General features: G+C 40.5%; 24 protein-coding genes. 15 read left to right on the top strand and 9 right to left on the bottom strand.

The features are described from left to right. Positions 1-26: 26 nt before the first annotated feature. Genes L1272_RS12850 through L1272_RS12830 form a run of 5 tightly spaced genes read left to right on the top strand, consistent with a single transcriptional unit; the run spans position 27 to position 6583 of the window. Positions 27-1085: an agmatine deiminase family protein gene (locus L1272_RS12850; RefSeq protein WP_235373578.1), complete on the top strand. Its 1059-nt coding sequence runs from the start codon at positions 27-29 to the stop codon at positions 1083-1085. Next, on the top strand, positions 1078-1971 hold the full coding sequence (locus tag L1272_RS12845) for a carbon-nitrogen hydrolase (protein WP_235373577.1): 894 nt from the start codon (positions 1078-1080) through the stop codon (positions 1969-1971). The genes L1272_RS12850 and L1272_RS12845 overlap by 8 nt, the downstream gene beginning before the upstream one ends. A gap of 30 nt (positions 1972-2001) precedes the next feature. Next, the gene (mfd, locus tag L1272_RS12840; protein WP_054553060.1) at positions 2002-5475 is read left to right on the top strand and encodes a transcription-repair coupling factor; all 3474 of its coding nucleotides are present in this window, start codon (positions 2002-2004) and stop codon (positions 5473-5475) included. Continuing rightward, complete coding sequence (locus tag L1272_RS12835; RefSeq protein ID WP_054553059.1) at positions 5475-6308, top strand: peptidoglycan binding protein CsiV; 834 nt, start codon at positions 5475-5477, stop codon at positions 6306-6308. The genes mfd and L1272_RS12835 overlap by 1 nt, the downstream gene beginning before the upstream one ends. Positions 6309-6319: 11 nt before the next feature. Further along, positions 6320-6583 carry a hypothetical protein gene (locus L1272_RS12830; RefSeq protein WP_054553091.1) on the top strand — a complete coding sequence of 88 codons (264 nt, stop codon included), beginning with the start codon at positions 6320-6322 and terminating at the stop codon, positions 6581-6583. Between the two features lie 28 nt (positions 6584-6611). Here the strand turns inward: L1272_RS12830 and L1272_RS12825 are convergent, their stop codons facing one another. From L1272_RS12825 to L1272_RS12815, 3 genes are all read right to left on the bottom strand, one after another. Next, entirely contained in the window at positions 6612-7988 is a 1377-nt protein-coding gene (locus L1272_RS12825; protein ID WP_166339343.1) for a hypothetical protein, read from the bottom strand. Between the two features lie 108 nt (positions 7989-8096). Continuing rightward, the gene (locus L1272_RS12820; protein ID WP_054553057.1) at positions 8097-10841 is read right to left on the bottom strand and encodes a TonB-dependent receptor plug domain-containing protein; all 2745 of its coding nucleotides are present in this window, start codon (positions 10839-10841) and stop codon (positions 8097-8099) included. Between the two features lie 589 nt (positions 10842-11430). Then, entirely contained in the window at positions 11431-11829 is a 399-nt protein-coding gene (locus L1272_RS12815) for a hypothetical protein (protein ID WP_138600035.1), read from the bottom strand. Positions 11830-12195: 366 nt separating this feature from the next. Between L1272_RS12815 and ccoN the strand changes: the two genes are divergently transcribed. The 10 genes from ccoN (at position 12196) to uspE (ending at position 21120) form a co-directional block, all read left to right on the top strand. Then, positions 12196-13629, top strand: coding sequence for a cytochrome-c oxidase, cbb3-type subunit I (gene ccoN, locus L1272_RS12810; RefSeq protein WP_036967883.1), 1434 nt, complete (start codon positions 12196-12198; stop codon positions 13627-13629). Between the two features lie 12 nt (positions 13630-13641). After that, on the top strand, positions 13642-14316 hold the full coding sequence (gene ccoO / locus L1272_RS12805) for a cytochrome-c oxidase, cbb3-type subunit II (RefSeq protein WP_054553056.1): 675 nt from the start codon (positions 13642-13644) through the stop codon (positions 14314-14316). 5 nt (positions 14317-14321) lie between these two features. Next, positions 14322-14507, top strand: a complete 186-nt coding sequence (locus L1272_RS12800) for a cbb3-type cytochrome oxidase subunit 3 (protein ID WP_010373992.1) — start codon at positions 14322-14324, stop codon at positions 14505-14507. After that, a complete protein-coding gene (gene ccoP, locus L1272_RS12795) occupies positions 14504-15469 on the top strand; it encodes a cytochrome-c oxidase, cbb3-type subunit III (RefSeq protein WP_235373576.1) in 966 nt (321 codons plus the stop codon). The genes L1272_RS12800 and ccoP overlap by 4 nt, the downstream gene beginning before the upstream one ends. Before the next feature lie 149 nt (positions 15470-15618). Next, the gene (locus L1272_RS12790; RefSeq protein ID WP_054553054.1) at positions 15619-16110 is read left to right on the top strand and encodes a FixH family protein; all 492 of its coding nucleotides are present in this window, start codon (positions 15619-15621) and stop codon (positions 16108-16110) included. A gap of 9 nt (positions 16111-16119) precedes the next feature. Beyond that, a complete protein-coding gene (locus L1272_RS12785; RefSeq protein WP_235373575.1) occupies positions 16120-18495 on the top strand; it encodes a heavy metal translocating P-type ATPase in 2376 nt (791 codons plus the stop codon). Then, complete coding sequence (ccoS, locus tag L1272_RS12780; RefSeq protein WP_054553052.1) at positions 18492-18659, top strand: cbb3-type cytochrome oxidase assembly protein CcoS; 168 nt, start codon at positions 18492-18494, stop codon at positions 18657-18659. The genes L1272_RS12785 and ccoS overlap by 4 nt, the downstream gene beginning before the upstream one ends. Next, a complete protein-coding gene (locus L1272_RS12775) occupies positions 18652-19323 on the top strand; it encodes a sulfite exporter TauE/SafE family protein (protein ID WP_138600032.1) in 672 nt (223 codons plus the stop codon). The genes ccoS and L1272_RS12775 overlap by 8 nt, the downstream gene beginning before the upstream one ends. 36 nt (positions 19324-19359) lie before the next feature. Next, complete coding sequence (locus tag L1272_RS12770) at positions 19360-20094, top strand: FNR family transcription factor (RefSeq protein ID WP_054553050.1); 735 nt, start codon at positions 19360-19362, stop codon at positions 20092-20094. Positions 20095-20196: 102 nt separating this feature from the next. After that, a complete protein-coding gene (gene uspE / locus L1272_RS12765) occupies positions 20197-21120 on the top strand; it encodes a universal stress protein UspE (RefSeq protein WP_138618183.1) in 924 nt (307 codons plus the stop codon). A gap of 64 nt (positions 21121-21184) precedes the next feature. On the opposite strand, the gene ttcA is transcribed toward uspE, so the two are convergent. The 6 genes from ttcA to ppk2 form a co-directional block, all read right to left on the bottom strand. Further along, positions 21185-22078: a tRNA 2-thiocytidine(32) synthetase TtcA gene (ttcA, locus tag L1272_RS12760; RefSeq protein WP_054553048.1), complete on the bottom strand. Its 894-nt coding sequence runs from the start codon at positions 22076-22078 to the stop codon at positions 21185-21187. Between the two features lie 242 nt (positions 22079-22320). Continuing rightward, positions 22321-22734, bottom strand: coding sequence for a hypothetical protein (locus L1272_RS12755; protein WP_235373574.1), 414 nt, complete (start codon positions 22732-22734; stop codon positions 22321-22323). Positions 22735-22757: 23 nt separating this feature from the next. Continuing rightward, entirely contained in the window at positions 22758-23273 is a 516-nt protein-coding gene (locus L1272_RS12750; RefSeq protein ID WP_054553046.1) for a demethoxyubiquinone hydroxylase family protein, read from the bottom strand. Between the two features lies 1 nt (position 23274). After that, positions 23275-23697, bottom strand: coding sequence for a hypothetical protein (locus L1272_RS12745; RefSeq protein WP_235373573.1), 423 nt, complete (start codon positions 23695-23697; stop codon positions 23275-23277). Positions 23698-23814: 117 nt separating this feature from the next. Then, the gene (locus L1272_RS12740; protein WP_054553044.1) at positions 23815-24129 is read right to left on the bottom strand and encodes a hypothetical protein; all 315 of its coding nucleotides are present in this window, start codon (positions 24127-24129) and stop codon (positions 23815-23817) included. Between the two features lie 11 nt (positions 24130-24140). Further along, on the bottom strand, positions 24141-25034 hold the full coding sequence (gene ppk2 / locus L1272_RS12735; protein ID WP_235373572.1) for a polyphosphate kinase 2: 894 nt from the start codon (positions 25032-25034) through the stop codon (positions 24141-24143). Between the last annotated feature and the right edge of the window lie 369 nt (positions 25035-25403).

The raw sequence follows: 25403 nt of genomic DNA, 5'->3' as shown, positions 1-25403 counted from the left end.
CCCACCTTAGTTTGTTTAATACCTTCATGAAATTTAGACTTTTACCTGAATGGGCTGAGCAAGATGCTGTTATGCTTACTTGGCCTCATCAAGACACAGATTGGGCAGCAAATTTAACCGCTGTTGAGCCTGTGTATGTAGCACTTTGCCAAGCAATAAGCCAACAACAAGATGTTGTGATTGTAGCTCATGATAATGCTCTCAAAGCACATATTGCAGCTTTACTTGCAAATGCAGAGGTTGATGCTAATCGCATTCACTTTGTGGTGACACCCTGTAACGATACCTGGGCACGTGACCATGGCCCATTGACCTGTGCGAATATTGATGACGCAACAGAATTGAAAGTAATGGATTTTATTTTTAATGGGTGGGGCAATAAGTTTGCAAGTGATCTTGATAATCAAATTAATCAAGTACTTGTAAAGCAAGTCGCTAATTCTAAAAATGGCTATCAGCAAAGTGAGCTGGTTCTTGAAGGCGGTGGCGTCGAGATCAATGAACGCGGCGTGTTACTCACAACTAGCGAGTGCTTATTAAACCCAAATCGTAATCCTGAACTCACAAAAGCAGATATAGAACAAACGCTGGTTGAGCAATTAGGCGCTACGTCGTTTCTTTGGGTTGATCACGGTTACCTTGCGGGTGATGATACCGACAGCCATATTGATACGCTGGTACGTTTTGCCCCAAACAACACCCTTGTTTATGTACAGTGTGATGATAAAAATGATGAGCACTTTGCAGCCCTTGATGCAATGGAAAAGCAACTGCAATCATTTAAAACAGCAGAGGGTGAAAACTACACGCTGATTGCCTTACCTTGGCCAAAAGCAGTGTTCGATGAAGATGGTGACAGATTACCTGCCACATACGCTAATTATTTAATTATCAATAAAACCGTTTTAGTACCAATTTATGGTGATGAAAACGATCAACTGGCGCTTGGTCAGGTTGCCAAAGCATACCCAGATCACACTGTAGTGGGTATTAATTGTGTGCCAATTATTCACCAATTTGGCAGCTTACACTGTATTACAATGCAATTACCGCGCGGCTTTTTAGCAGGAACAAACAATGACTAAACCAACGCATTTAAAGGTTGCTCTTGTTCAGCAATCAAACACCGATAATGCTCAAGACAATATGGCAAAATCAATTACTGGTATTCGTGATGCAGCAAGCCAAGGCGCTAAGCTTATTGTTCTTCAAGAGCTACACCGTAGCTTATATTTTTGCCAAACCGAAGATGTAGACGTTTTTGATTTAGCAGAAACAATCCCGGGCCCAAGCACAGACACCTTAGGTGCACTTGCTAAAGAACTTAATGTGGTGATCGTGTCATCATTATTCGAAAAGCGCGCTACGGGTCTTTATCACAATACTGCTGTGGTACTTGAAACTGACGGCAGCATTGCCGGTAAATACCGTAAAATGCATATTCCTGATGACCCAGGCTTTTACGAGAAGTTTTACTTCACACCAGGTGATTTAGGTTTTGAGCCTATTCAAACCTCTGTCGGTAAATTAGGTGTATTAGTGTGTTGGGATCAATGGTTCCCAGAGGCTGCACGCTTAATGGCAATGGCCGGTGCTGAAATTTTAATTTACCCAACAGCCATTGGTTGGGACCCGCGTGATGAAAAAGACGAGCAAACACGTCAAAAAGACGCTTGGGTTATTTCCCAACGTGCTCATGCAGTTGCCAATGGCGTGCCGGTGATCAGCTGTAACCGTGTTGGCCACGAAAGTGATCCAAGCGGTCAAAGTGAAGGTATTCAGTTCTGGGGGAACTCGTTTATCGCGGGCCCTCAAGGTGAAATCTTAGCCGAAGCGAACAACAGCGATGAGCAATTATTAGTTGTTGAATTAGACCAAGCACGTAGTGAAAACATACGTCGAATTTGGCCTTACCTTCGTGATCGTCGTATCGATCACTATCAGGACTTAACCAAGATTTATCGAGACTAAGCAGTAAAAAACAGTTTAAAGGAGTAGTAAATGGCGTTTGCGCAATGGGCAGCATTGCCTTGGGTAAAATCTGAAAAAGATAAAATTCAATGGGGACAACTTACCGGTAGCGGGCTTAGCATCGCCATCGCAGAAGGTGTAAAACAACACAACGAGCTGGTTGTGATTGTCACCCCAGATACGCCAAGCGCCCTACGCCTTGAAACTGAACTCGAATTTCTGTTGCCTGAAAACCCAGTCATGGTCTTTCCTGACTGGGAAACACTCCCATACGATCATTTTTCGCCGCATCAAGATATTATTTCTGCGCGCTTAGCCACGTTAAATACCTTAAAAAAAGAACAACAAAGTGTATTAATCGTGCCAGTGTCGACCTTGATGCTGCGTACTGCCCCTGCTTCGTTTATTTATGGTTCAACCCTTAACTTTAAAGTGGGCGATACCTTAGATACGCACACACTACGTGAAAACTTAGAACAAGCGGGCTATTTACATGTACAACAAGTGATGGAGCACGGCGAATACGCGATTCGCGGCTCTATCGTTGACTTATACCCTATGGGTAGCCCGCACCCATTCCGTTTAGACTTTTTTGATGATGAACTGGACAGCATTCGCTTATTTGATGTTGAAAGCCAGCGCTCAGATGAAAAGGTCGACAAAATTGAGTTACTGCCAGCTCACGAATTCCCAACTAACGACGCTGACATTGAGCGTTTTCGTATCAACTATCGTGAACAATTTGGCGCAAGCTCTGAGCAAGACTCAATTTATATGCAGGTGACTAAAGGAACCTGGCCTGCGGGTATCGAATATTACATGCCACTGTTTTTTGATGAATTGGCAACTATCTTCGATTACCTACCAAGTAATACAACCTTTATGCATTTTGGCGATATTGAGCATGCTGCTGATCAGTTTTGGCATGATGTGAATGTACGCTATGAAAACCGCCGTGTTGATCCGCTCAGACCTTTACTTGAACCTGTAAAACTGTATCAAAACGTTAATGAACTATTTGGTGAGTTTGGTAAATACGCGCGTATTCGCTTATCACAAGCCAAGCTAGGTACCAAAGCGGGTCATACAAACCTTGCTAGTAAAGAGCTGCCAAATGTTCGTATTGATCATAAGTTACATGAACCGTACCAAGGTTTAATTGACTATGTTGCCAGTGAGAAAAAACAAAAAGGCCGCGTGCTGCTCTCGGTTGAATCAGATGGCCGCCGCGAATCATTACTCACTTTATTAAAGCCAAGTGGTTTAAAGCTTAAAGAATTTGAATCGTTTAGCGATTTTACCAATAGTTCGAGTGATGTTGGCCTAATCGTTTCGCCACTTGAGCAAAGTGTGGTGCTAGACGGTAAACCGCGTTTAACTATTATCACAGAGCAAGAATTACTAGGCATTAAGGTTTCGCAGCGTCGACGCCGTAAACACAAATACGAAGCCAGCCAAGATGCGCTTATTCGTAACCTTGCTGAGCTACGCGAAGGCCAACCAATTGTGCACCTTGATCACGGTGTAGGACGCTATCAAGGCCTTGAAACCATTGATGCTGCCGGTGTGATTACTGAGTTTGTTACGATTATTTACGCTAATGAGGCAAAACTATACGTGCCCGTTTCTGCGTTACATATGCTGAGCCGCTACTCAGGTGGTGAAGAAGCCTCTGCCCCGCTCCATAAATTGGGCTCCGATGCGTGGGAAAAAGCAAAAAAACGTGCCGCTGAAAAAGTGCGTGATGTGGCAGCTGAGCTATTAGATATTTACGCTAAACGCCAAGCAAAGCCTGGCAATAAATTTAAGCTTGATGGCAGTGCTTATCGTCAGTTTAGCGACAGCTTTCCATTTGAAGAAACTGACGATCAACGCAACGCCATTGAGTCTGTGCTCGGTGATATGCAAAGTAAGCAAGCGATGGACCGTTTAGTATGTGGTGACGTAGGCTTTGGTAAAACCGAAGTGGCAATGCGTGCAGCTTTTGTGGCCGTGAATGATAACAAGCAAGTTGCGGTACTTGTACCAACCACACTGCTTGCACAGCAGCATTATGAAAACTTTAAAGACCGCTTTGCCGATTTACCAATTGAGGTTGGTGTTTTATCGCGTTTTAACTCAACCAAAGAGCAAAAAGACACCCTAGATAAAATGGCTGAGGGTAAATTAGATATCGTGATTGGTACTCACAAGCTTATTCAACAAGATATTCAATTTAAAGATTTGGGCTTATTGATTGTTGACGAAGAACACCGTTTTGGGGTGCGTCAAAAAGAAAAAATCAAAGCATTACGTGCCGATGTCGATATTTTAACTCTCACAGCAACCCCTATCCCACGTACATTAAACATGGCGATGAGTGGTATGCGTGACCTGTCAATTATTGCCACACCGCCTGCGAAACGTTTAGCGGTTAAAACCTTTGTTAGACAAAGAGATGCTGAACTTATTCGTGAAGCAATTCTGCGTGAGATTAAACGCGGTGGTCAGGTGTATTTCTTACATAATAATGTTGAAACCATAGACCGAGTTGCTGAAGAAATTAGCGAATGGGTACCTGAAGCCAGCGTAACAACGGCACATGGTCAAATGCGAGAGCGCGAGCTTGAACAAATTATGAGTGATTTTTATCACCAAAAATATAACGTGATTGTGTGTACCACCATCATCGAAACCGGTATCGATGTACCCACTGCCAACACCATTATTATGGATAGAGCAGATAAGCTGGGTCTGGCACAGCTGCATCAGTTGCGTGGTCGTGTTGGAAGAAGCCATCACCAAGCGTATGCCTACCTACTGACTGGTAACCCTAAATCACTGAGTAAAGATGCGGTTAAACGCCTCGAAGCGATTGAATCACTGGAAGACCTGGGTGCAGGCTTTGCGCTCGCAACCCATGACTTAGAAATTCGTGGTGCTGGTGAGCTGCTTGGTGATGATCAATCGGGTCAAATGCAAACCATTGGTTTTAGTTTGTATATGGAAATGCTTGAGCAAGCGGTTAACTCCCTCAAAGAAGGTAAAGAGCCAACCCTTGAGAACTTATTAGGTCAACAAACTGAGGTTGACTTAAAGCTGCCAGCGTTATTACCTGATGATTATATTCATGATGTAAACGTACGTTTAGGAATCTATAAACGCATTGCAAGCTGTGCTAACCTCAATGATATGGACGAGTTACAGGTAGAGCTGATTGACCGTTTTGGTCTGCTGCCTGACGCCACTAAAAACTTATTCAGTTTGCAGCAATTAAAACTGCAAGCAAGTAATATCGGCATTAAGAAGATTGAAGCAAACCCGAAAGGCGGCTATTTTGAGTTTAGCCAGCATACAAAGGTTAACCCTAGCTTCATTATAGGTTTGATACAAAGTGCACCGCAGGTGTATAAAATGGATGGCGCAAATAAACTGCGCTTTGCAATTAGCGAAGCCAACGCTCGCGAACGCTTAAAAATGGTCACTGCAATGATTGCAGATTTCGAAAAAAAGGTTAGCCATTAATGTTGTTTAGAAATAGTTTACTACTGCTTTGTTGCTTATATACAAGCTCGTCATTTGCAGCACGTTGGTTCGAAATAGAAGTTCTTATTTATAAACAGCGCCCAGCCCCTTATTTACAGGAAGATTTCAGTTTAAAACACGATGAGATCAAGGCAAAGCGTAGCAAAGATTTATTATCTCCTGCATACACAGCACAAGCGAAGCAAGCGTGTATTGAAGGTGATAGCCGCTTTCGCTCAAATTCGTTTACCGACTCTTTAGTGAATAGCAACCCTCACTCTAATGTATGTGACGACAGTGTTGATTTTTTAGCAAGCTATAATCAACTGCCTGTTACACCCGTTGTTGAGCCCCGTGAAGACACTGACGACATTTACTTAATGGCGCCAGAACAATTACAATTTGTTGAGCAAAAAAATCAGCTTGATAGAAAAGGCTTAACCCCTATTTTGCACACTGGCTGGCGTTTTCCTGAAATGAGTGAAAGAAACGCACCCAGTATCCGTTTATTTTCCGGTGAACACTTAGCAAAACACTCAACCCCAGTAGAGAATGAAAATAACGACTTTATAAGCCTAGTGGGCCCTACTGAGCGCTATATTCCCGACCAGTTGCAAAATGTGCCAAAGTGGGAATTTGATGGTTTAATGAAAATTTATGTTCGTCACTACCTATTTATAAACGCAGATTTTGATATTAGTCAGCGCCTAGAAAACGGTGATTACGAAAAAGCACGTTTTTCACAATTTAAACGTGTGATAAGTAACGAGATACATTATTTTGATCACCCACGTATGGGTATGATCGTGCAAATAAGACGCTACAACCATTAATGGATACAATTATGAAAAAATATATGGCAATTGCAGCAGCGGCTGCAACACTTACTTTAGCGGGTTGCTCAAAAGTAAACTTAGAGAACTACGAAAAAATTAAAATTGGCATGGATAAAACTGAGGTTGAAGCTATCTTAGGTTCAGCAGATAAGTGTGAAGAAAAGACACTACACACTAACTGCATTTGGGGTAACAAAGATAAAAATATCGAAATTACCCTAGTGTCAGACAAAGTATCGCTTTATAGCAAAACTGGTTTAGACGCTAAATAAACCCAATTGGGTGGCCAAGGCCACCCTTTCATCTTTCATCTTTCAGAATGTCAGTTTGTGAGTAAATACGCTCAATATTAACAATTTTGCTGCGATTTAACGTAATCTTGTAGCGCTGATACAAAGTTTCATCTTCGCTTTGTGTAAAGACTAATACCACATTTAACTGATAACGCCTCTCTACGGCTTTCTTAGAGATTTTATTACTATCTAGATGATAGAGCTTACCTTCACCCCGCTTTAAATAGCGAGCAAACGGTGCCAAGCTAAATTGCATGGTTTGTTGCAAGGTATCGTAGCCAGGTAAAAACTCTTTAGCGTTAACTTGTGTTTCGCTTGCAAAATGCAGCCACTGAGCAGCCTGTTTATTTTGATGACGTCGCTTCGAAAAAATTCTTCTTACCGTTTTCGGCAGGCGTTTAAAACTGGTGTATTCAAGCCAAATGTATTGGCTGGCAATTTTGTCTTTAGTAATGCTGTTTTTAAATTGAAACCGCCATTTTGGTCGCCCTCTTACGATAGCTCGCCAGATCACCCGTGTGATGTCTTCTTTAAATATTTCGCGAAGACCATAAATAACACCCAAGATCAAAATCAAGGTTGCTGTTACTTCGGTAAAGTTTGAGCGAGCATTTAACACAACCAACATCACAAAGGCCATGATCACTGCGGTCACCGTGCCCTTTACCATGCGTTTTAAATAACTGTTTAAGTGACGCGTGCTACGTGTAAGCACCACTCCATGCTCAATCAAACGTTGTAATAGGCGCATTTTATTAGTGATACGGTTGGCATCTTCGAGTGTTGATTGCGAATTATATTCTTGCTCATCACGATAACTGTTTTCAGCTTTGCAGAACTCTAATAAATCACTGCGCTCTTTTGCAAAATCACTACTGCGCGGCCCTTCATCCAATAGTTTCAAAAATGACTGCTCTACATGCCAACTTAAGTAGTTATCAGCGTTTTTATAAAATGGCAGCAGCTTTTCATCATCTGGGGTATAGCGTCTTAGCTTTTTCAACAAGCCTTTGGTTTGCTGGCACAACTCAATGGCTGCAGGGTAAAACTCTTCGGCTTCTTGGTGTTTTAGGGTGTCTTTAATATCTGCATTCAGCGCGAGTCGAACTTGATAACAATATAAGTTTAAGTTTTGTCGATAATCCTGTTGTTCACCTTTGTTTTTACTAACAAAGCGGCTTCTCACTAAGGGTAAGTGAATGTTGTTAGCGTTATACGCAAGGTGCGATTTAAAGTTATTATTAAAGAATGATTCTTCGCTCAGTGTTTGCGGGTTAACACTCATTTCATTCGGAATGGAGAAATACAGGTCGAGTCGTTGCTCTGTGCGTGGTTTAAGCTCAGGCTCAATAATAAAAGATAAGTTTTCGTCTTGTTTAAGCAATATCACCTCGTTTGTTAAAAGTACCTCTATAGTTTACGCGTTGATAGGCTTTCAGACAATAAAAAAGGCCCAGTAAAAACGGGGCCTTAGTAATCATTTCAAACTAGATTAGAACTTAACGTTAATACCAGCGTGGAAACGACGACCTAATACATCATATGTGTACGGGTCAGTGTTTGAGTCATTGTTACCAGTGTAATATGGTGGTTGTTTATCAAATAAGTTATTTACACCTGCAGAAAGTGTAATTGAGTCATTGATAAGGTATGAACCACTGATATCATGGTAAATAACCGTTGGTGTTGTAGGCGCATAACATGAATCTTCATCACCGATACATGCAAAACTATCCATACCAGCAATATAACGAGCTTGGTACTGAGCATCCCAGTTATCACCAGCAACATTAATTGTTAGGTTTGATTTAAGATCTGCATAACCACCAGAGCCTGACGTAATAACACCTGCGTAGTCAACAGGTTCACCAGTAACTTGAACAACATACTCGTCTAAGTAAGTTGTATCTAAGCCCGCTTTCCAGTTAAGGCCAGCAGCTTCAAATGAGTAAGAAAGATTTAAATCGATACCAGATGTTTTTTCAGAACCAATGTTTTGTAGCTGGTTATTGAAAATGATACGACCCGTTGAATCGATTGATACATTTGCCGAGTTACATAACGCAGAACCATTATTTGCATCTGTCTTCAAACACTGATCAACAATGTATTGGTTATCTACTGTCGCAATCGCATTTTCAATTTCGATATCGTAGTAATCTAGCGTCATGCTGAAGCCTTCAAACCACTCAGGCTCATAGACGATACCAGCAGTTAAAGTATCAGCTTCTTCAGGTGTTAAAGATGAGTTACCACCTACAGTAACTTCTGCTTGGTCTTGCGCACCAGGGTACTCAACTTGTTCGAATGAAGGTGAGTTACCAGAATAAAGCTCTGAAACAGTTGGTGCACGGAATGCTGTTGATACAACACTACGTAGCATTAACTCATCGTTTACTTTCCAAGTTAAACCAAGTTTCCAAGTCTCATCTGAACCAAATGTGCTGTAATCAAATGCACGGATAGCAGCGCTTAATTCTACATTTTGTGCAAGTGGCGCATCTGCAAGAAGTGGTAATGCAAATTCAACATATGCTTCGTTTACATCAAAACCACCTGATGTTGGCTCAACCATCGGATCATTAGCTAGGCCTTGAGCAGTTAAAGAATCAGGCGTGTACCAAGCTTTTTCTTGACGGCGCTCAACACCTGCTGCGAATGCTGCATAACCTGCTGGTAATTCAAATAACTCACCTGATACAGAAGCCGCTAGGATAAATAGTTGACTACCACCATTATTTACTTCAGTGTAAACGTTTCTACGGAAACCTTCAGAAGTCCAAGCATTTTGATCTAGTGGGTTAAATGTGCCCACAACTTGACCTTCATCATTCGTGTACATAATGCTATCAGTTAATGAACCAATATTGTGAAGGTTGCTCAATTTATCTACTGAATCATTACGACCAAAGTTAGCAGATACATCCCATGAATAGTCACCGATGAAACCATCAGCACCAATTACAGCACGAACAGTATCTACAGATTGCTCAAAATAACGTGCGCCAGTGTCTGACATACGACGACCGTAGAAAATTTTATCGCCATACGCGTAATTAGCTGTTTCAGTGATGTAGTTACCATCTGCATCACGGTCAGCAATACCATCGCCATCACGGTCAACTTTACTGTTATATGTTTGACCTAATAGTGAGTCACCCATTGATTCATCATAAGTAAAACCAAACCAAATTGGTTGAGCAGCCATTTGTTGCTCAGACCAACGCTTAGTATAAGTGAACTCAGTGAATAAACGCGTCTCGTCGCTTAGTTCATAAGTAGCAAGACCTGTTAAGTTTAAGCGCTCCATTGGCGTGTAAAGGTAGCTATCAGGTGCAAAGTTGTAACGATCAGCATCAGTAAATGGGTGTAAACCACCAAGACCGCTCAAACCATTATCTTGGTGGGCTAGGCCAGAAGTAATTGGATTACCATCTGCATCTACAGACTCACCCGCTTTATTTACATCACCAATTGTACCGTCTTGCCAAATGTGACCACCTTCAGCATAAACAGAACCGCCGTTACAGTTTAAACCATTAGCGCCTTCAGAGATTGGGCAATCAGAAAAGTCACGGTCAGATTGTTTTGCTTTGCCACGATCGGTGTATTGCATACCGATAACAATGTTACCTTTATCAAAAGACGAACCAACTGTGAAGTCGAATGAATTTTCTGTTGCATCACCTTCACCAGTGATTGCAGAGTTAACATTCATGTCAAGACCTTCAAAATCGTCTTTTAAGATGATGTTAACAACACCAGCTACCGCATCAGTACCGTAAACAGCAGAAGCACCGTCTTTAAGTACCTCAACAGATTTGATCATAGAAACAGGAATTGTATTTAAGTCAACAGTAGATGCCGCACCTGTACCAGATGCAATCATACGACGACCATTTACTAAAACTAATGTGCGGCTAGCACCTAAACCACGTAAATCAATACGTGCGTTACCACCAGAACCATTATTTACGCCTGGGTTAGTCATCGCGCCGCCTGTTGCGGTCATTTTTTGTAATACGCTATCGATGCTTGTTGCACCCATTGCTTTGATGTCATCTGCACCAATTAATGTTACTGGGCTTGCGTTTTCCATATCAGAACGCTTAATGCGAGAACCCGTAACTTGAATTTTTTCAATAGACTCTGCTGCATCATCAGCAGCTAAAACTTGCATGCTTGAGAACATTGGGATTGCTGAAACAACAGCTAAACCAAGAATTGATTTTTTCATGTGAAAACCCTACTTGTTGGAAATTTACCTTTAGTTAGGTAGCGCTCGTTATTATTAGAATCACGAGTCAGCGGAGGGCAACTTAGGCGCAGTTAACTGAACGAAAACTGAATGAAAGATCAAATAAAGAACAACCCAAAAATGGCGTACCAACTTTAGGTAATAAGGTTTCACAATGTATCAATGTTAATAGAAAAAAACAACCATACATCAACAAGATAACATTATTAAGTAGCAAAAAAAACACGATTGAAATCAATTGCACGCACTTTGTAATCAAGTGTAATCAGAGCCCAATTAATGCTACAAATGAAATTTTTACAAGTTGATCACACAACGTTATAAAAACCGTAAAAGCTTGGTAAGACTGCTAACCATAGTTATTCACTTAAATTAACTAAATAGACAAAGTTAGTCTGTTAAACAGTGTATTAGAGGATGATTTTTTGTTTTTGTTCCGTCAGTTTGTAATACCGTATAAAAATACGGCTAATAAAGAACATCAAGTAAAAAAAGGTGAAGCAGAAATTGCGCTAATCACAGCTTTTAGATAATTAAAAACTGCGATCAACAATAATAAGGGAAGATGTTATCGAGTTTGCAGTGAATCGAAATAATAAAGCAAGGTTTGAGGTTGATTATCGCCAGAAGTATAAGTGAGCATCATTTTCCAAGTCATAACAGGTTCAGAGCATGCGCCAACCATAGTATCAGCAACCCAAACTTGTCCTGTCTGTTTAAACTGCAGTGGAATAAAACCCATATACATGGTGACACCTTCAAGTTTTGCTGAAAGGTTTTTTGCCTCCTTTGGTAACTTTAGGTTAATCGTAAACGGTGTTTCTGGACTGATATCTGGGTTACTTAGCCAAACTTCTACATTATTAGGGTAATTGCAATGACTATTGTTCTGACAACTTGTACTTGTGCTGCCCTTATCTATACTTTGGCTATCACATGCAGCTAAAAAAAGACTAAAAAGGAACACGGGAAATAAGCTTATTCGCACTCTATTTGCCTGTATAAAATAAAGTCAGATACTAATTAGAATGCCCAAAAAAGACAACAGGCACCTAATAATAAGTCAATAAAAATACAATCTCTGACAAAAAATAACCAACAAAGCGCTAAAATTTGATTGATGTCATAATTTTATGCAATTGACCTATCTTTTTAAGGTCAAAAATTTTATCATTTCCATCGCAAAAATAAGGGTTTCTCGAGTTTGTTTTCTGAAGCTAGCACCGCTAAGTTGGCTTTAGGTAACACGCTTGTGAAGTAATAGTAGGCCCCACTTTGAATAAAAGTGGGTAATTCATTTCTAAAACGCATTTATTGCAGCGGAAGCCAGAAAATGAGCCAAACAGTAGCATCACAAACTGAGTACAATTATAAAGTTGTACGCCAATTCGCTATTATGACAGTGATTTGGGGCATCGTTGGCATGAGTGTTGGGGTTCTGATTGCTGCCCAATTAGCTTGGCCAGCACTTAACTTTGATACACCATGGTTAACTTACTCTCGACTACGTCCGTTACACACGAACGCAGTAATTTTCGCATTTGGTACAAGTGCACTTTTTGCGACGTCTTATTACGTCGTACAACGTACATGTCAAACGCGCCTTTTCTCAGATAAATTAGCAGCCTTCACCTTCTGGGGTTGGCAACTTGTTATCGTACTAGCAGCGATTACCTTACCATTAGGTATCACAAGCTCAAAAGAATACGCAGAACTTGAATGGCCAATCGATATTCTTATCGCCGTTGTTTGGGTAACTTACGCAGTTGTATTCTTTGGTACGTTAATCAAGCGTAAAGTATCGCACATCTATGTTGCGAACTGGTTCTACGCTGGTTTCATCATTACTGTTGCCGTTTTACACATTGTAAACAGCATGGCAATTCCAGTTTCACTAACTAAATCATACTCTATCTACGCAGGTGCTGTAGATGCAATGGTTCAGTGGTGGTACGGTCACAACGCTGTTGGTTTCTTATTAACTGCTGGTTTCTTAGGTATGATGTACTATTTCGTACCAAAACAAGCAGGCCGCCCTGTTTATTCTTACCGTTTATCGGTTGTTCACTTCTGGGCTCTTGTTTCTTTATACATCTGGGCAGGTCCTCACCACCTACACTACACTGCGCTTCCAGACTGGACGCAAAGCTTAGGTATGGTTATGTCAGTTATCCTATTCGTTCCATCTTGGGGTGGTATGATCAACGGTATCATGACGTTATCAGGTGCATGGCATAAACTACGTACTGACCCAGTACTTCGTTTCTTAGTTGTTTCTCTATCTTTCTACGGTATGTCTACGTTCGAAGGCCCAATGATGGCTATTAAGTCAGTTAACGCGCTTTCTCACTACACTGACTGGACTGTAGGTCACGTACACTCAGGTGCACTAGGTTGGGTTGCAATGATTTCTATCGGTGCTATCTATCACCTAATCCCTGCACTATTCTCACAAGGCCGTATGTACAGTGTTAAACTTGTTAACACGCACTTCTGGTTACACACTGTTGGTGTTGTTCTATACATCGTAGCAATGTGGATCTCTGGTGTAATGCAAGGTCTAATGTGGCGTGCAGTAAACTCAGACGGTACGTTAATGTACAGCTTTGTACAGTCATTAGAAGCTTCGTATCCGTTCTATATCATGCGTTTCCTAGGCGGTGTATTCATCGTAACAGGTATGCTAATTATGGCTTACAACGTTTATCGTACTATTGCAGCGAAGAAAGATTCGCTTCAACTAGACGCTGACGCACAATTGGCATAATGGAGTAGCACGATGAGCAATAATAATTCACAAAACAAACACGAAATAGTCGAAAAGAACGTTGGCCTAATGGCTATCTTGACTGTCTTTGCAATCAGCTTTGGTGCATTAGTTGAGATTACTCCACTCATGTTCCAAGACGATACGACTAAACCTGTTGATGGCTTACGCCCTCTTACAGCGTTAGAAATGGAAGGCCGTGATATCTACGTGCGTGAAGGTTGTTACAACTGTCACTCACAAATGATTCGTCCTTTCCGTGACGAGGTTGAGCGTTACGGTCACTACTCTGTAGCTGGTGAGTCAGTATGGGATCACCCATTCCAATGGGGTTCTAAGCGTACTGGTCCTGACTTAGCGCGTGTTGGTGAGCGTTACTCAGACGATTGGCACCATGCTCACTTAATGGATCCACGTGCAGTGGTTCCTGAGTCAAACATGCCAGCGTTTCCTTGGTTAGACGAAAACAGAGTCGATACGACCCATACACTTAAAAAGCTTCAAATATTCCGTGATAGCTTCGGAATTGATAAAGCGAGCGACCGTTACGACGGTAAAGGTTACGGAAGTGACGAAGAGCTACAAGCTGACATTGCGAAAATCGAAGCCATGAACGGTGGTCAAGGTGCAACTGAAATGCAAGCTCTAATCGCTTACTTACAACAGCTTGGCACACACTTGAAGTAATTATTATGGATTACGGAACATACAGAGGCATTTTGACTCTGGTAATTTTAGTACTGTTTATTGTGATTGTTGTATGGGCATACAGCAAGCGTAGCAAACGCCGTTTTGACGATGCTGCTAATGCCATATTTGAAGATGAAAAAAAACACAACAACACAATCTCTAATGAGGAAAAGGAGTCTGAGAAATGACTAGCTTTTGGAGTATATGGGTTATTGTATTAACCCTAGCGTGTCTTGCTATCATCTTCGGCCTACTTCTGTGGAACTTAAAAAACTACGCAGGTGTGAAAGAAGGCGAAAGCTGTGGTCACGAATTTGACGGCATTGAAGAACTTAACAACCCACTACCAAAATGGTGGACTTATATGTTCTTCGCGACATTTATTTGGTCTGTATACTACCTTGCTGCTTACCCAGGTTTAGGTAACTGGGAAGGTTTAGGTAAGTGGACAAGTTCTAACCAAGGTATTACCTCTTTAGCTGAGTCTAAAGAAGCGACTGAACAAGCATTAGCTAACGGTGAGAACGTTCAATTAGACCAAGAATTTATCGCTGCTGATGAGCGTTTTGGCCCAATCTTTGAGTCATTCGCAAAACAAGATATTGAAGCACTAGTTAAAGACGAAAAAGCGCTTGAGATTGGTCAACGTTTATTCTCTCAAAACTGTGCACAATGTCATGGTTCAGATGCACGTGGTGGTCAAGGCTTCCCTAACCTAACAGATAACGATTGGTTATACGGCGGTTCACCAGACAAGATCAAAGAAACACTTCTTTACGGTCGTGTTGCTGCGATGCCACCTTGGGGTGATGCGCTTGGCGAGCAAGGCATTAAAGAAATGACTGCTCACGTACTTAGCCTTTCTGGCCGTACTGTTAACCAAAAAGACGCTGCTGCAGGTGCTGCTAAGTTTGCAATGTGTGCTGCGTGTCACGGTGCTGACGGTAAAGGTTCAGTTGCACACAACTTACCATTTGGTGCACCTAACCTAACAGATAACATCTGGTTATACGGTGGTTCTAAACGTGCTGTTGAAGAAACACTAATCAATGGCCGCGCCGGTGTAATGCCAGCATGGAAAGACATTTTAGGTGAAGATAAAGTTCACTTATTAACAGCGTACGTTTACAGCTTATCGCAAGATAAATAACCACGCGGTTAATAAAATGTATAAACAATTAATCTTTTAATTCAATAGATTAATTAAGATCAAAAAAGCCTCCATCTGGAGGCTTTTTTTTAGTCTTTTGCTTTTAAATCCGATAAAATGCGTACAACGTTTTTAAAGGTATAAGTACTATGAAACCCACTCCTTGGTATAAAAACTTTTGGCCATGGTTTTTAATCTCTTTTCCTCTTGCAGCTATCATCGGCTGTGCTGGTCTTATTTATATGGCAATTGGCAACGGCCCAGATATGGTTGTTGACGATTATTATAAAAAAGGCAAGGCAATTAACCTTGAACTCAGCAAATTTAATAAAGCAAAAGCACTTTACTTACATGGCGATTTAAATGTTGCAGACGACAAAGTAACATTCACTTTCACCAAGGGTGATGCAAGCAATGTTCACTCTTTAAAAATGTCTTTTTATCATCGCACCATTAAAGCCAATGACTTTGATGTAAGCTTAATGAAAAACGCCCATGGCGATTTTACTGCCCTACTCGACACCCATGTTGACGGTGCATACACAGTGTTTATTGAACCAATCGATAACAGTTGGAAACTTAAAGAAGATGTCATTTTACCAACTGATAAAACGATTTCGATTAGCCCTGAATATAAGTAGTAAACTCTAATGTCCGATAATTGCTTTCATTGTCTTGAAAGTGTGCCAAAAGGCTTTAATGCGACTGTCGAAATAGACGGTAAGGCACAACCTATGTGTTGTATTGGTTGCCAAACGGTTGCTGAGAATATCGTCGCCCAAGGCATGACCGATTATTATAAATTTAGAACTGTACGCTCTGGTAAAGTTGAACAGCTTGTTCCAGAGCAGCTTGAGTTGATTAAAAGTTACGATAACGAAGATATTCAAGACGAGTTTATTTCAGCCACTAATGATTTATCAGAAGTACTATTAACGGTTGAAGGCATCACCTGTGCTGCCTGTGCTTGGTTAATCGAAAAACAACTACTTAACTTAAAAGCAATCAAACGTGTTGATGTAAATACTTCGACCAACCGTGCCATGATCCAATGGGATAAATCGGTTACACCGCTTAGCCAAATTATCACCTCATTACATGAAATCGGCTATAAAGCCTACCCGTTTCAGGCAGACCTTGAAGCGAGCCAAAAACAACAAGCCGCAAAAGCTTATATCCGCCGTTTAGGGGTTGCCGGTCTGATGACCATGCAAGTAATGATGTTTGCTTTCGCTATGTATTTTGGCATGTTCTCTGGCATGGAAGAGAACTTCGAGCAGTATTTTCGCTGGATAAGCTTAGTACTTGCATCTCCTGTAATTCTTTACAGTGCCCTGCCATTCTTAACCAATGCTATTAATGGTTTAAAAGCCAAACAGCTGAATATGGATTTACCTGTCTCATTAGCTATTTTTGGTGCTTATGGGGCAAGCTGTTATGCCACATTAATGTCGGTTGGCGAAGTTTATTTTGAATCTATCTGTATGTTTACCTTCTTATTATTATTAGGTAAATATTTAGAATTTAGAGCCCGTTTAAAAGCCAGTGAATTTACCGCTAACTTGCAAAAGTTACTGCCTCTTACAGCTCGTATTATCGATGAGAATAACCAAGAATCGATAATTGCGGCCAAAAAACTAAAACTGGGTGATGTTGTATTAATCAAAGCAGGCGAGACTATTCCTGCTGATGGTATTGTTACAAAAGGTCAAACAACCGTTGATGAAGCCATGATGACGGGCGAGCATCAACCCGTTAATAAGTTTGTCAGTCATCAAGTTTACGCAGGAACGATTAACCACGATGGCGTGATCAGTATTGAGATCAACAAAATCGGTCAAAATACCTTGCTTAATCAAATTATTAAGTTGCAACACACAGCGTTAACCAAACGCCCGCGATTAGTTGAGATCACAGATAAAGTAGCACAGTGGTTTGTTGCCTGCTTATTAGTGTTTGCCTCAATAACAGCGATTGGTTGGTATCAAATAGACCCCGAGCATGCCTTTTGGGTGACTATTTCTGTACTTGTGGCAACCTGCCCTTGTGCGCTTAGTTTAGCGATTCCAACTGCCCTAACTTGTGCAGTTGCAAGCTTAACAAAGCGTGGGATTTTAATTAAGCAAGCCCACGTATTAGAAACGCTACCACAATTAACTGATATCGCCTTTGATAAAACAGGTACCTTAACGCAAGGTCGCTTTACCATTGAACGCGTTGAGCTAGTAAACAGCCAGTACAGTGAAGCTGATGCATTACGCTTATCTGCCCAACTTGAAAGCTTCTCTGAGCACCCTATAGCTAATGCATTTGCTGGTTTCAACGACTCAATAAACCCTATTGAGAATGTGACTATCGAACCGGGTAAAGGCATTACCGCTTTACTCAATGATCAACACCTTGCGATAGGTAAAAGCGGTTGGTTTGATACCGAAAAAGCTGATGCTCAAGCAACCTTGTATATCGATAAACAAGTCATTGCGCGCTTTTACTTAGCAGACAGCTTACGTGATAACGCAGAAAAACTGGTTACTACACTTCATTCACAACAGCTCAAATGCCATATGTTAACGGGCGATGCCTCTAACAGTGGTGAGCGAATTGCAAAACAGCTAAATTTAGATACCGTGCATGCAGCATGTAGCCCTCGCGATAAACAAGCCCATGTTGAAACATTGGCAGCTGAAGGTGCCATTGTTGCTATGGTTGGTGATGGCGTGAATGACAGCCCGGTATTTGCCAGTGCCCATTTATCTATCGCAATGGAAACCGGCGCTGATATTTCCAAAAATAGTGCTGATGTGGTATTACTCAATAGTGATCTAACGGCTATAGAACATTTGCTTACTGTCTCGAAAAAGACGCGCCGTATTGTTAAGCAAAACTTGGCATTATCACTTATTTACAATGGTTCGATTTTACCATTGGCAGCCCTTGGGCTCGTAGCTCCTTGGATGGCCGTCATCGGTATGTCTGCAAGCTCCATTTTGGTTATTACCAACTCATTAAGGTTATTAAAACTATGAGTATCATCTATATGCTTATCCCAATTGCCATTTTATTTGTGCTAATTGCAATTGGGGTATTCTTTTGGGCTGTAAAAAGCGAGCAGTTTTCTGATTTAAATAAACAGGGTCACAGTATTCTGTTCGAAGACGATAAAGAGCAGCATAACAAAAGTAATGATTGATCCGCTGTTTATTAGTGCATTTATAATGGGCTTGTTAGGCAGTGGTCACTGCCTAGCTATGTGTGGCGGCATTGCCAGTAGTTTACAACTTGCTGCCAACAAAAATCGAGCAGTAAGCTTTTCGGTTGCTTATAACCTAGGCCGAGCACTCAGTTATATGCTGGCCGGTGCACTCGTAGCTGGAATTAGTAGTCGCTTTGCAGCGCAAAATACTTCTATATCGATAGCGTTGTCGTTTTTGAGTGGTATTTTTATGCTACTAGTTGGGGTTTACATAATGCGCTTAGCGGCAACCCTACAGTGGCTAGAAAAACTAGGCAAGGCGCTCATATGGCAGCATTTAGCTAAACTCAATCGTTTTTTATTACCGGTCGATACAACCCCGAAAGCCTTGCTTTATGGCGCTTTGTGGGGTTGGTTACCCTGTGGCCTAGTTTACTCTGCGTTAACCTGGGCACTCACAAGCCCATCAGCTCTTCACGGTGCAGGCGTAATGTTATTTTTTGCTTTGGGAACTTTTCCAGCAATGATCAGTGTTGGTCTTGTTAGTCAAAAAATAAATACTCTTTTTAACCATGTTTGGATAAGGGTTATTCTAGGCAGCGTAATAATATGGTACGGTATATACTTATTAATTATAGCAACCGATAAGTTAGTTCATTAACCTAAAGTTGTTAACCTATTTGAATGGATTTGATGTATGGACTTCTCACAAAACAAGTCAAAAGGCTTATGCACAATTAGCTGTAATAATTGCAGTATCAGCCAGCTATGTTTGCCATTTTCATTAAACGGTCAAGAAATGGATCGTCTCGATGAAATCATCGAACGTAAAAAGCCTCTACACAAAGGTGATTATTTATTTGAGTCTGGCGAAAGCTTAAATGCTATTTATGCGGTACGCTCTGGCTCGTTTAAGTCTTATACTTTGTCTGAACAAGGTGATGAACAAATTACTGGCTTTCACTTGGCTGGTGATTTAGTCGGTTTCGATGCAATCAACAAAATGGCTCATCAAAGCTTTTCGCAAGCCCTTGAAACTTCAATGGTATGTGAAATTCCATTCGATACTCTAGACGAATTAGCAGGTAAATTACCTAAGCTACGCCAACAAATTATGCGTTTAATGAGTAATGAGATTAACTACGACCAAGAAATGTTATTGTTACTCAATAAAAAGTCAGCTGAAGAGCGTCTAGCAAGTTTTATTTATAATCTTGCAGAGCGTTTTGGTGAACGTGGTTTCTCACGTAAAGAATTCCGTTTAACCATGACACGTGGTGAAATCGGTAATTATTTAGGCCTTACTGTTGAAACAATTAGCCGCCTTTTAAGCCGCTTCCAAAAAGCGGGCTTTATTAAAGTTGAAGGCAAATTTATCACCATTTTGGACCAGCAAGCGCTTGCAGCAACAGCAGCGATCAAATGTAAATAGAGTTTGATTTAACGCAACTTTATATTGTTTGCCCCTTTAACTGTTCTAAATTTAGGTTACACTCAAAGTACTACTTTTTGCGGAACAGTTAAGGAGCAGCACATGGACGCAATTAAACGAATTTTAGCAGTTATAGACCCAACCAAAGAGCAGCAACATAGTTTAAGCCGCTCAATTGATCTAGCCAAAAAATCTGGCGCGACCATCACCGCTTTCCTCAGTATCTACGACTTCTCTTATGAAATGACCACTATGCTTTCTGCTGATGAGCGTGAAGCAATGCGCGAAGCCGTAATAAAAGACCGCCAAGAATGGTTAAACGAGCAGATTGCCCTTTATCCTGATCTTACTATTGATAGCTGTGTGGTTTGGCATAACCGTCCGTACGAAGCTATTATCAATACCGTGATCAATGATGGCTTTGATCTTGTTGTTAAAGGCACCCATCAACACGATACACTTAAATCGGTTATCTTCACTCCTACTGACTGGCACCTCATTCGTAAGTGCCCTGCACCAGTTTTACTTGTTAAAGAGAAAGAGTGGCCAGCAAAAGGCAATATTTTAGCTGCTGTAAACGCAGTGAGTGAGAATGAACAACACCTTGAACTTAACAAGCGTATTATTAATGACGCTCGCTTCATTTGTGACTTGGCCAACGCCACCCTTAACTTAGTAAATGCCTACCCAGCAACGCCGGTTAATATCGCGATTGAAATTCCTGAGTTTAACCCAGGTGTTTACAACGAATCAGTTAAAAAACATCACTTTGAATCAACGCTTTCATTAGCTGAAGGCTTTGATATTGACCAAGCTCATTGCCACATTGAAGAAGGCTTACCTGAAGATGTTATTCCTGATGTTGCTGCGCGCCTCAACAGCGAATTAGTAGTGATTGGTACAGTTGGACGTACTGGCTTAAGTGCAGCGCTTGTCGGTAACACAGCAGAGCATGTGATTGATAGCCTTGACTGCGATGTATTAGCATTAAAACCAGACGGCTATGTAAGCCCACTTGCTAAATAAGCTATTGAATAGATATTAAAAAAGCCCCTGTTTGGGGCTTTTTTATATATACAGTTTAAGAGTTTTATATATTTGTTACATCAATAAATAATGATTCATCAATGTTTGTTGATGAGACCACCGCCTCGCTAAAGTCATAGCTTTCACGATTGCCTTCTCTATCAAGTGGTAAATTTTCAAAATCAAATAAGTTTCTGTCTGCAAGCTGGCTTGGGCTAACATTTTGTAAAGACTTAAAGATACTCTCAACACGACCTGGAGTTTTTTTATCCCACTCTGTCAGCATGGCTTTGATTGATTGACGCTGCAGGTTTTCTTGTGAGCCACATAAATTACAAGGAATGATCGGGAAGTCTTTGTGCTCGGCGTATTTAATTAAATCTTTTTCACGGCAATATGACAACGGACGAATGACCACGTTACGTTCATCATCAGAGCGCAATTTTGGTGGCATCGCTTTTAGTCGTGAACCATGGAACATATTTAAGAACATTGTCTCAACGATATCATCCATGTGATGACCAAGCGCTAGTTTGGTTGCACCAATTTTTTCTGCAAATGAATAAAGTGTGCCGCGACGAAGTCGTGAACACAGACCACAGGTAGTTTTCCCCTCTGGTACTTTTTCTTTTACTACTGAGTAAGTATCTTTATCGACGATGTAATACGGAATATTTAGCGTCTCAAAGTAATCAGGCAAAATGTGCTCAGGAAAACCAGGCTGCTTCTGATCAAGGTTTACAGCAATCACTTCAAATTTAATCGGCGCTGCTTTTTGTAAATTAAGCAAAATATCTAGCATTGCAAAAGAATCTTTACCACCACTGATACATGCCATAACAACATCACCGTCTTCGATCATGTTATAATCAGTAATCGCGGTACCAACATGCCTTCTTAGACGCTTTTGAAGTTTATTAAATTCAAGAGTTTCTTTTCTAGTATCAGTTTGATTCATTTGCTCTGCTCATACAGGCTTTAGTAAGCCATGTTTCATAGTAAAAAGTTCGGCGTGGATTATACGGACTTTTTGAGCGAGTTGAAATGATTAGCGTGGGATAATTAAAACGCTTCTCTCGTTGAGATACCACGTACAGCACAGCGCTTTGGGAATGAAGGTTAAGGATTCAGGTTATTTATATTTAAAACAGGTTAAGTGGTGTTTTCTGGATTTACTAAATAATTTATATGAAACAACAATTAATCTAAAACGTTCGAAGCAGCTACTTCCGCCTCGATTATGGCTCTATGCGCTTTTAAACCAATATTTGTTGAATAAAAATCTGCTGCTATTTTAAGCTCTTGTGGTGATAATAAACTAAGAATTTTAAGCTTAAAAGCCATCTTGGCGGCACTCATGTCTGTTGGCTCTGCCAATACCGATGTCCCCATCGCATTTATCAACAATTGCTTTTGACTTTCAGGTAAATCTTTTAGTGTATCTGCTAATATTTGCTTTGTATCGACCTCTACAATACCACCAAGGCCATTGAAGATTTCATCCATTTTCAATGCATTATAGTACCGTTCAAATTCTAATTCTGCATTTGGCTCAGACTGAGCCGAACACACGATAAATGGCAACGAAAACAAAATCAGCAAACAAACTCTCATTTAATTATCCTTATTTTTTAGTTTTACAACTTAGTCGAAAGCCAAATAGCAAATTTAGTGGAGTGCTTAACGACTAATCTGATTGGTGAATAATAAAGTGAACTTGAACCATTCACTTTGCCTAGGTTCTGGTGTTCAATTTCATCTTGTTGAATGCTTAGTACCGTTTGATATGCGCTTTTATTATTTTTCTCTAAATAGCTTAATTGCCATTCTAGATGATGAAGAACCGTTGATTCAACGGCTTCTGTACACACCCAAATTGCTTTACGGCCAAATAAAGCAGTAATCAAACCTAAACAATAACCACCCAAAGACCAAAACCAGATTGCGTGGCAATGCCGTACTTTATGTTCCTTTAACCAACAATCAAAAGTTTTGAAATGCTCGATTTCATGATTTAGCATTTCTTTAAGCTGTACAGAGATATCTTGATATAAAAACTTAGCGACAAATAACTGAGCCTTATAAATGCTTATCGCCCCAAATTCACCTGCATGATCAACACGCACAATTCTAGCGACTTCTTTTGAGATCATCTTAATTGCTTACTGTGCATTTATAACGGGAAGCTGTACAAGCAAGATCAGGCCAGTCATCTCTACCCCAGCAGTATTTATCATTTCTAAGTGGCTTAAGATGCCAAACAACTGGGTTGCCTTTTTTATCTAAGCGAGTTTCATTTTCAAGCTGCACACGGACTAAATTTTTCTCTGCTGAGAGAATATTATAAACGAAGGTTTTTCTCGCTTCAGACTCAGAAATATAGCCCTGTTCGTCATATGAGATTTCTAATGTGTTGTTTTTGAAAGCTACGGTATGAAAATTAGCTTCACAAACTGGGCTATTTGTAGACTGCCATGAGCCTTGCAACTTAGTTTGCATTTCTTGGTTGATAAGTGAATGACTACTACACGCTGAACATAGCAGTAAAATAACAAAAATAGACGCTAAAGGTTTCATTAAGATGCTTTTAAGTCCCTGAAAAATTGACATTTAGCATATCGAGAATCGTAAAAATGTCCAGCGATACGCTTAATAAAAACAAAGGGCACAATAGCCATGTGCCCTTTGTTAACTTTAAGCGCTTTTAGTTTTAGCTTTTTTATTCTTTGCCAATCGTTTGGCACGTTTTATAGCCGATTTTTTCGACGCATTTTTCTGCGCAATTTTTAACACTTTAGCCTCTTTTAATTGCTTTTTTGCTGCTTTAAAGCGCTTTTTAGCATTTTCAGCTAGGTTCTCAGCTTCGCTGGCACACTCTACAGCTGCTTGTGCTTTTAGTGCTGCATCTTTTGCAAGTTCAGTGGTTCTTGCCACTTCTTTTTTACTCTTTTCAAGAATTTTTTCGAGCTTAGCAAGACGTTTCTCAAATACTGACTGTGAATTTTGCATAGTATTCTCCTTCACTGGCGTATAGACATGCGGGTAGGTTCGGTAACAATAAGCGAGTCGACACAATTTACTACATCGTGATCTTTCTCCGGGTAATCTAAACAACTTAAGAAGTGGCGCATACAGTTGATTCTCCCGCGCTTTTTATCGTCAGATCGAATTTGTGTCCAAGGTGCATCCTTAGTATGGGTATGAAACATCATGGCATCTTTGGCATCACTATAATCATGCCATTTAGCCAGTGATGCCATATCAACTGGGCTTAGCTTCCATTGTTTGAGTGGGTCGTTTTGGCGCGATTTAAAGCGTCTAAATTGCTCTTCTCTACTGACCGAAAACCAATATTTAAATAGCTTAATACCGCTATTCACCAACATACGCTCAAGTTGAGGTGTTTGACGCATAAACTCCAAATATTCGTGATCATCGCAAAACCCCATTACCTTCTCAACACCGGCTCGGTTATACCAAGAACGATCGAAAAGTATGATTTCACCCTTAGTAGGTAAGTGGTTAATGTAACGCTGGAAGTACCACTGATCTCGCTCTCTAGTAGTTGGCTTTTCTAAGGCTACCACGTGTGCCCCGCGAGGATTTAAATGCTCCATAAAACGCTTTATAGTGCCACCTTTACCTGCCGCATCTCGACCTTCAAATAAAATCACAATTTGTTGTTCGGTCTCTTTTACCCAGCCTTGCATTTTTAAAAGTTCGATTTGCAATTCGTGTTTATGGCGCTCGTATTCAATCACGTCCATTTTTCGTTTATACGGGTATTTACCGTCAGCATTCCACTTTAAGCTTGGGTTTTTAACATCTAGATCAAAAACCACATCCTGTTTAGCATTGTGTTCGGATAAATTCTGCTGTTTTACTGATACAGGTTCGACATTGACTGTCTGCATAACGACTCCTATTAAACTATAACTACCTATATTGAGAACTTTATAGTTTTACTTTAAGCCAGTTATAGCTAAGTAACTTGATCTAAATCTATATTTTCATTCCTTAAAAATTCATTTAAAAATAGAAAGTTAGCACTTAATAATTAAGTAAAGATCAGGCTAGCAATATACAATCAAGTCTTTTTTCTATAATAAAAAACAATCAGAGAACACTAATACATTCCGACTATTTCTATGTTTCAAAACACACTGAACCTTAAATACACAGCAATACAAATAGTTAGGAAAAATATGAATCAAGGGAATAATTTAGAGCAAAGAAACAGTCATAGTAATTGTACTAACTACGATGAATTTACAATTTTGCTC

The sequence above is a fragment of the Pseudoalteromonas sp. PAST1 genome, assembly GCF_021532515.1.
GTDB lineage: Bacteria > Pseudomonadota > Gammaproteobacteria > Enterobacterales > Alteromonadaceae > Pseudoalteromonas > Pseudoalteromonas simplex.
This window is presented reverse-complemented; position numbering and strand designations above follow the sequence as displayed.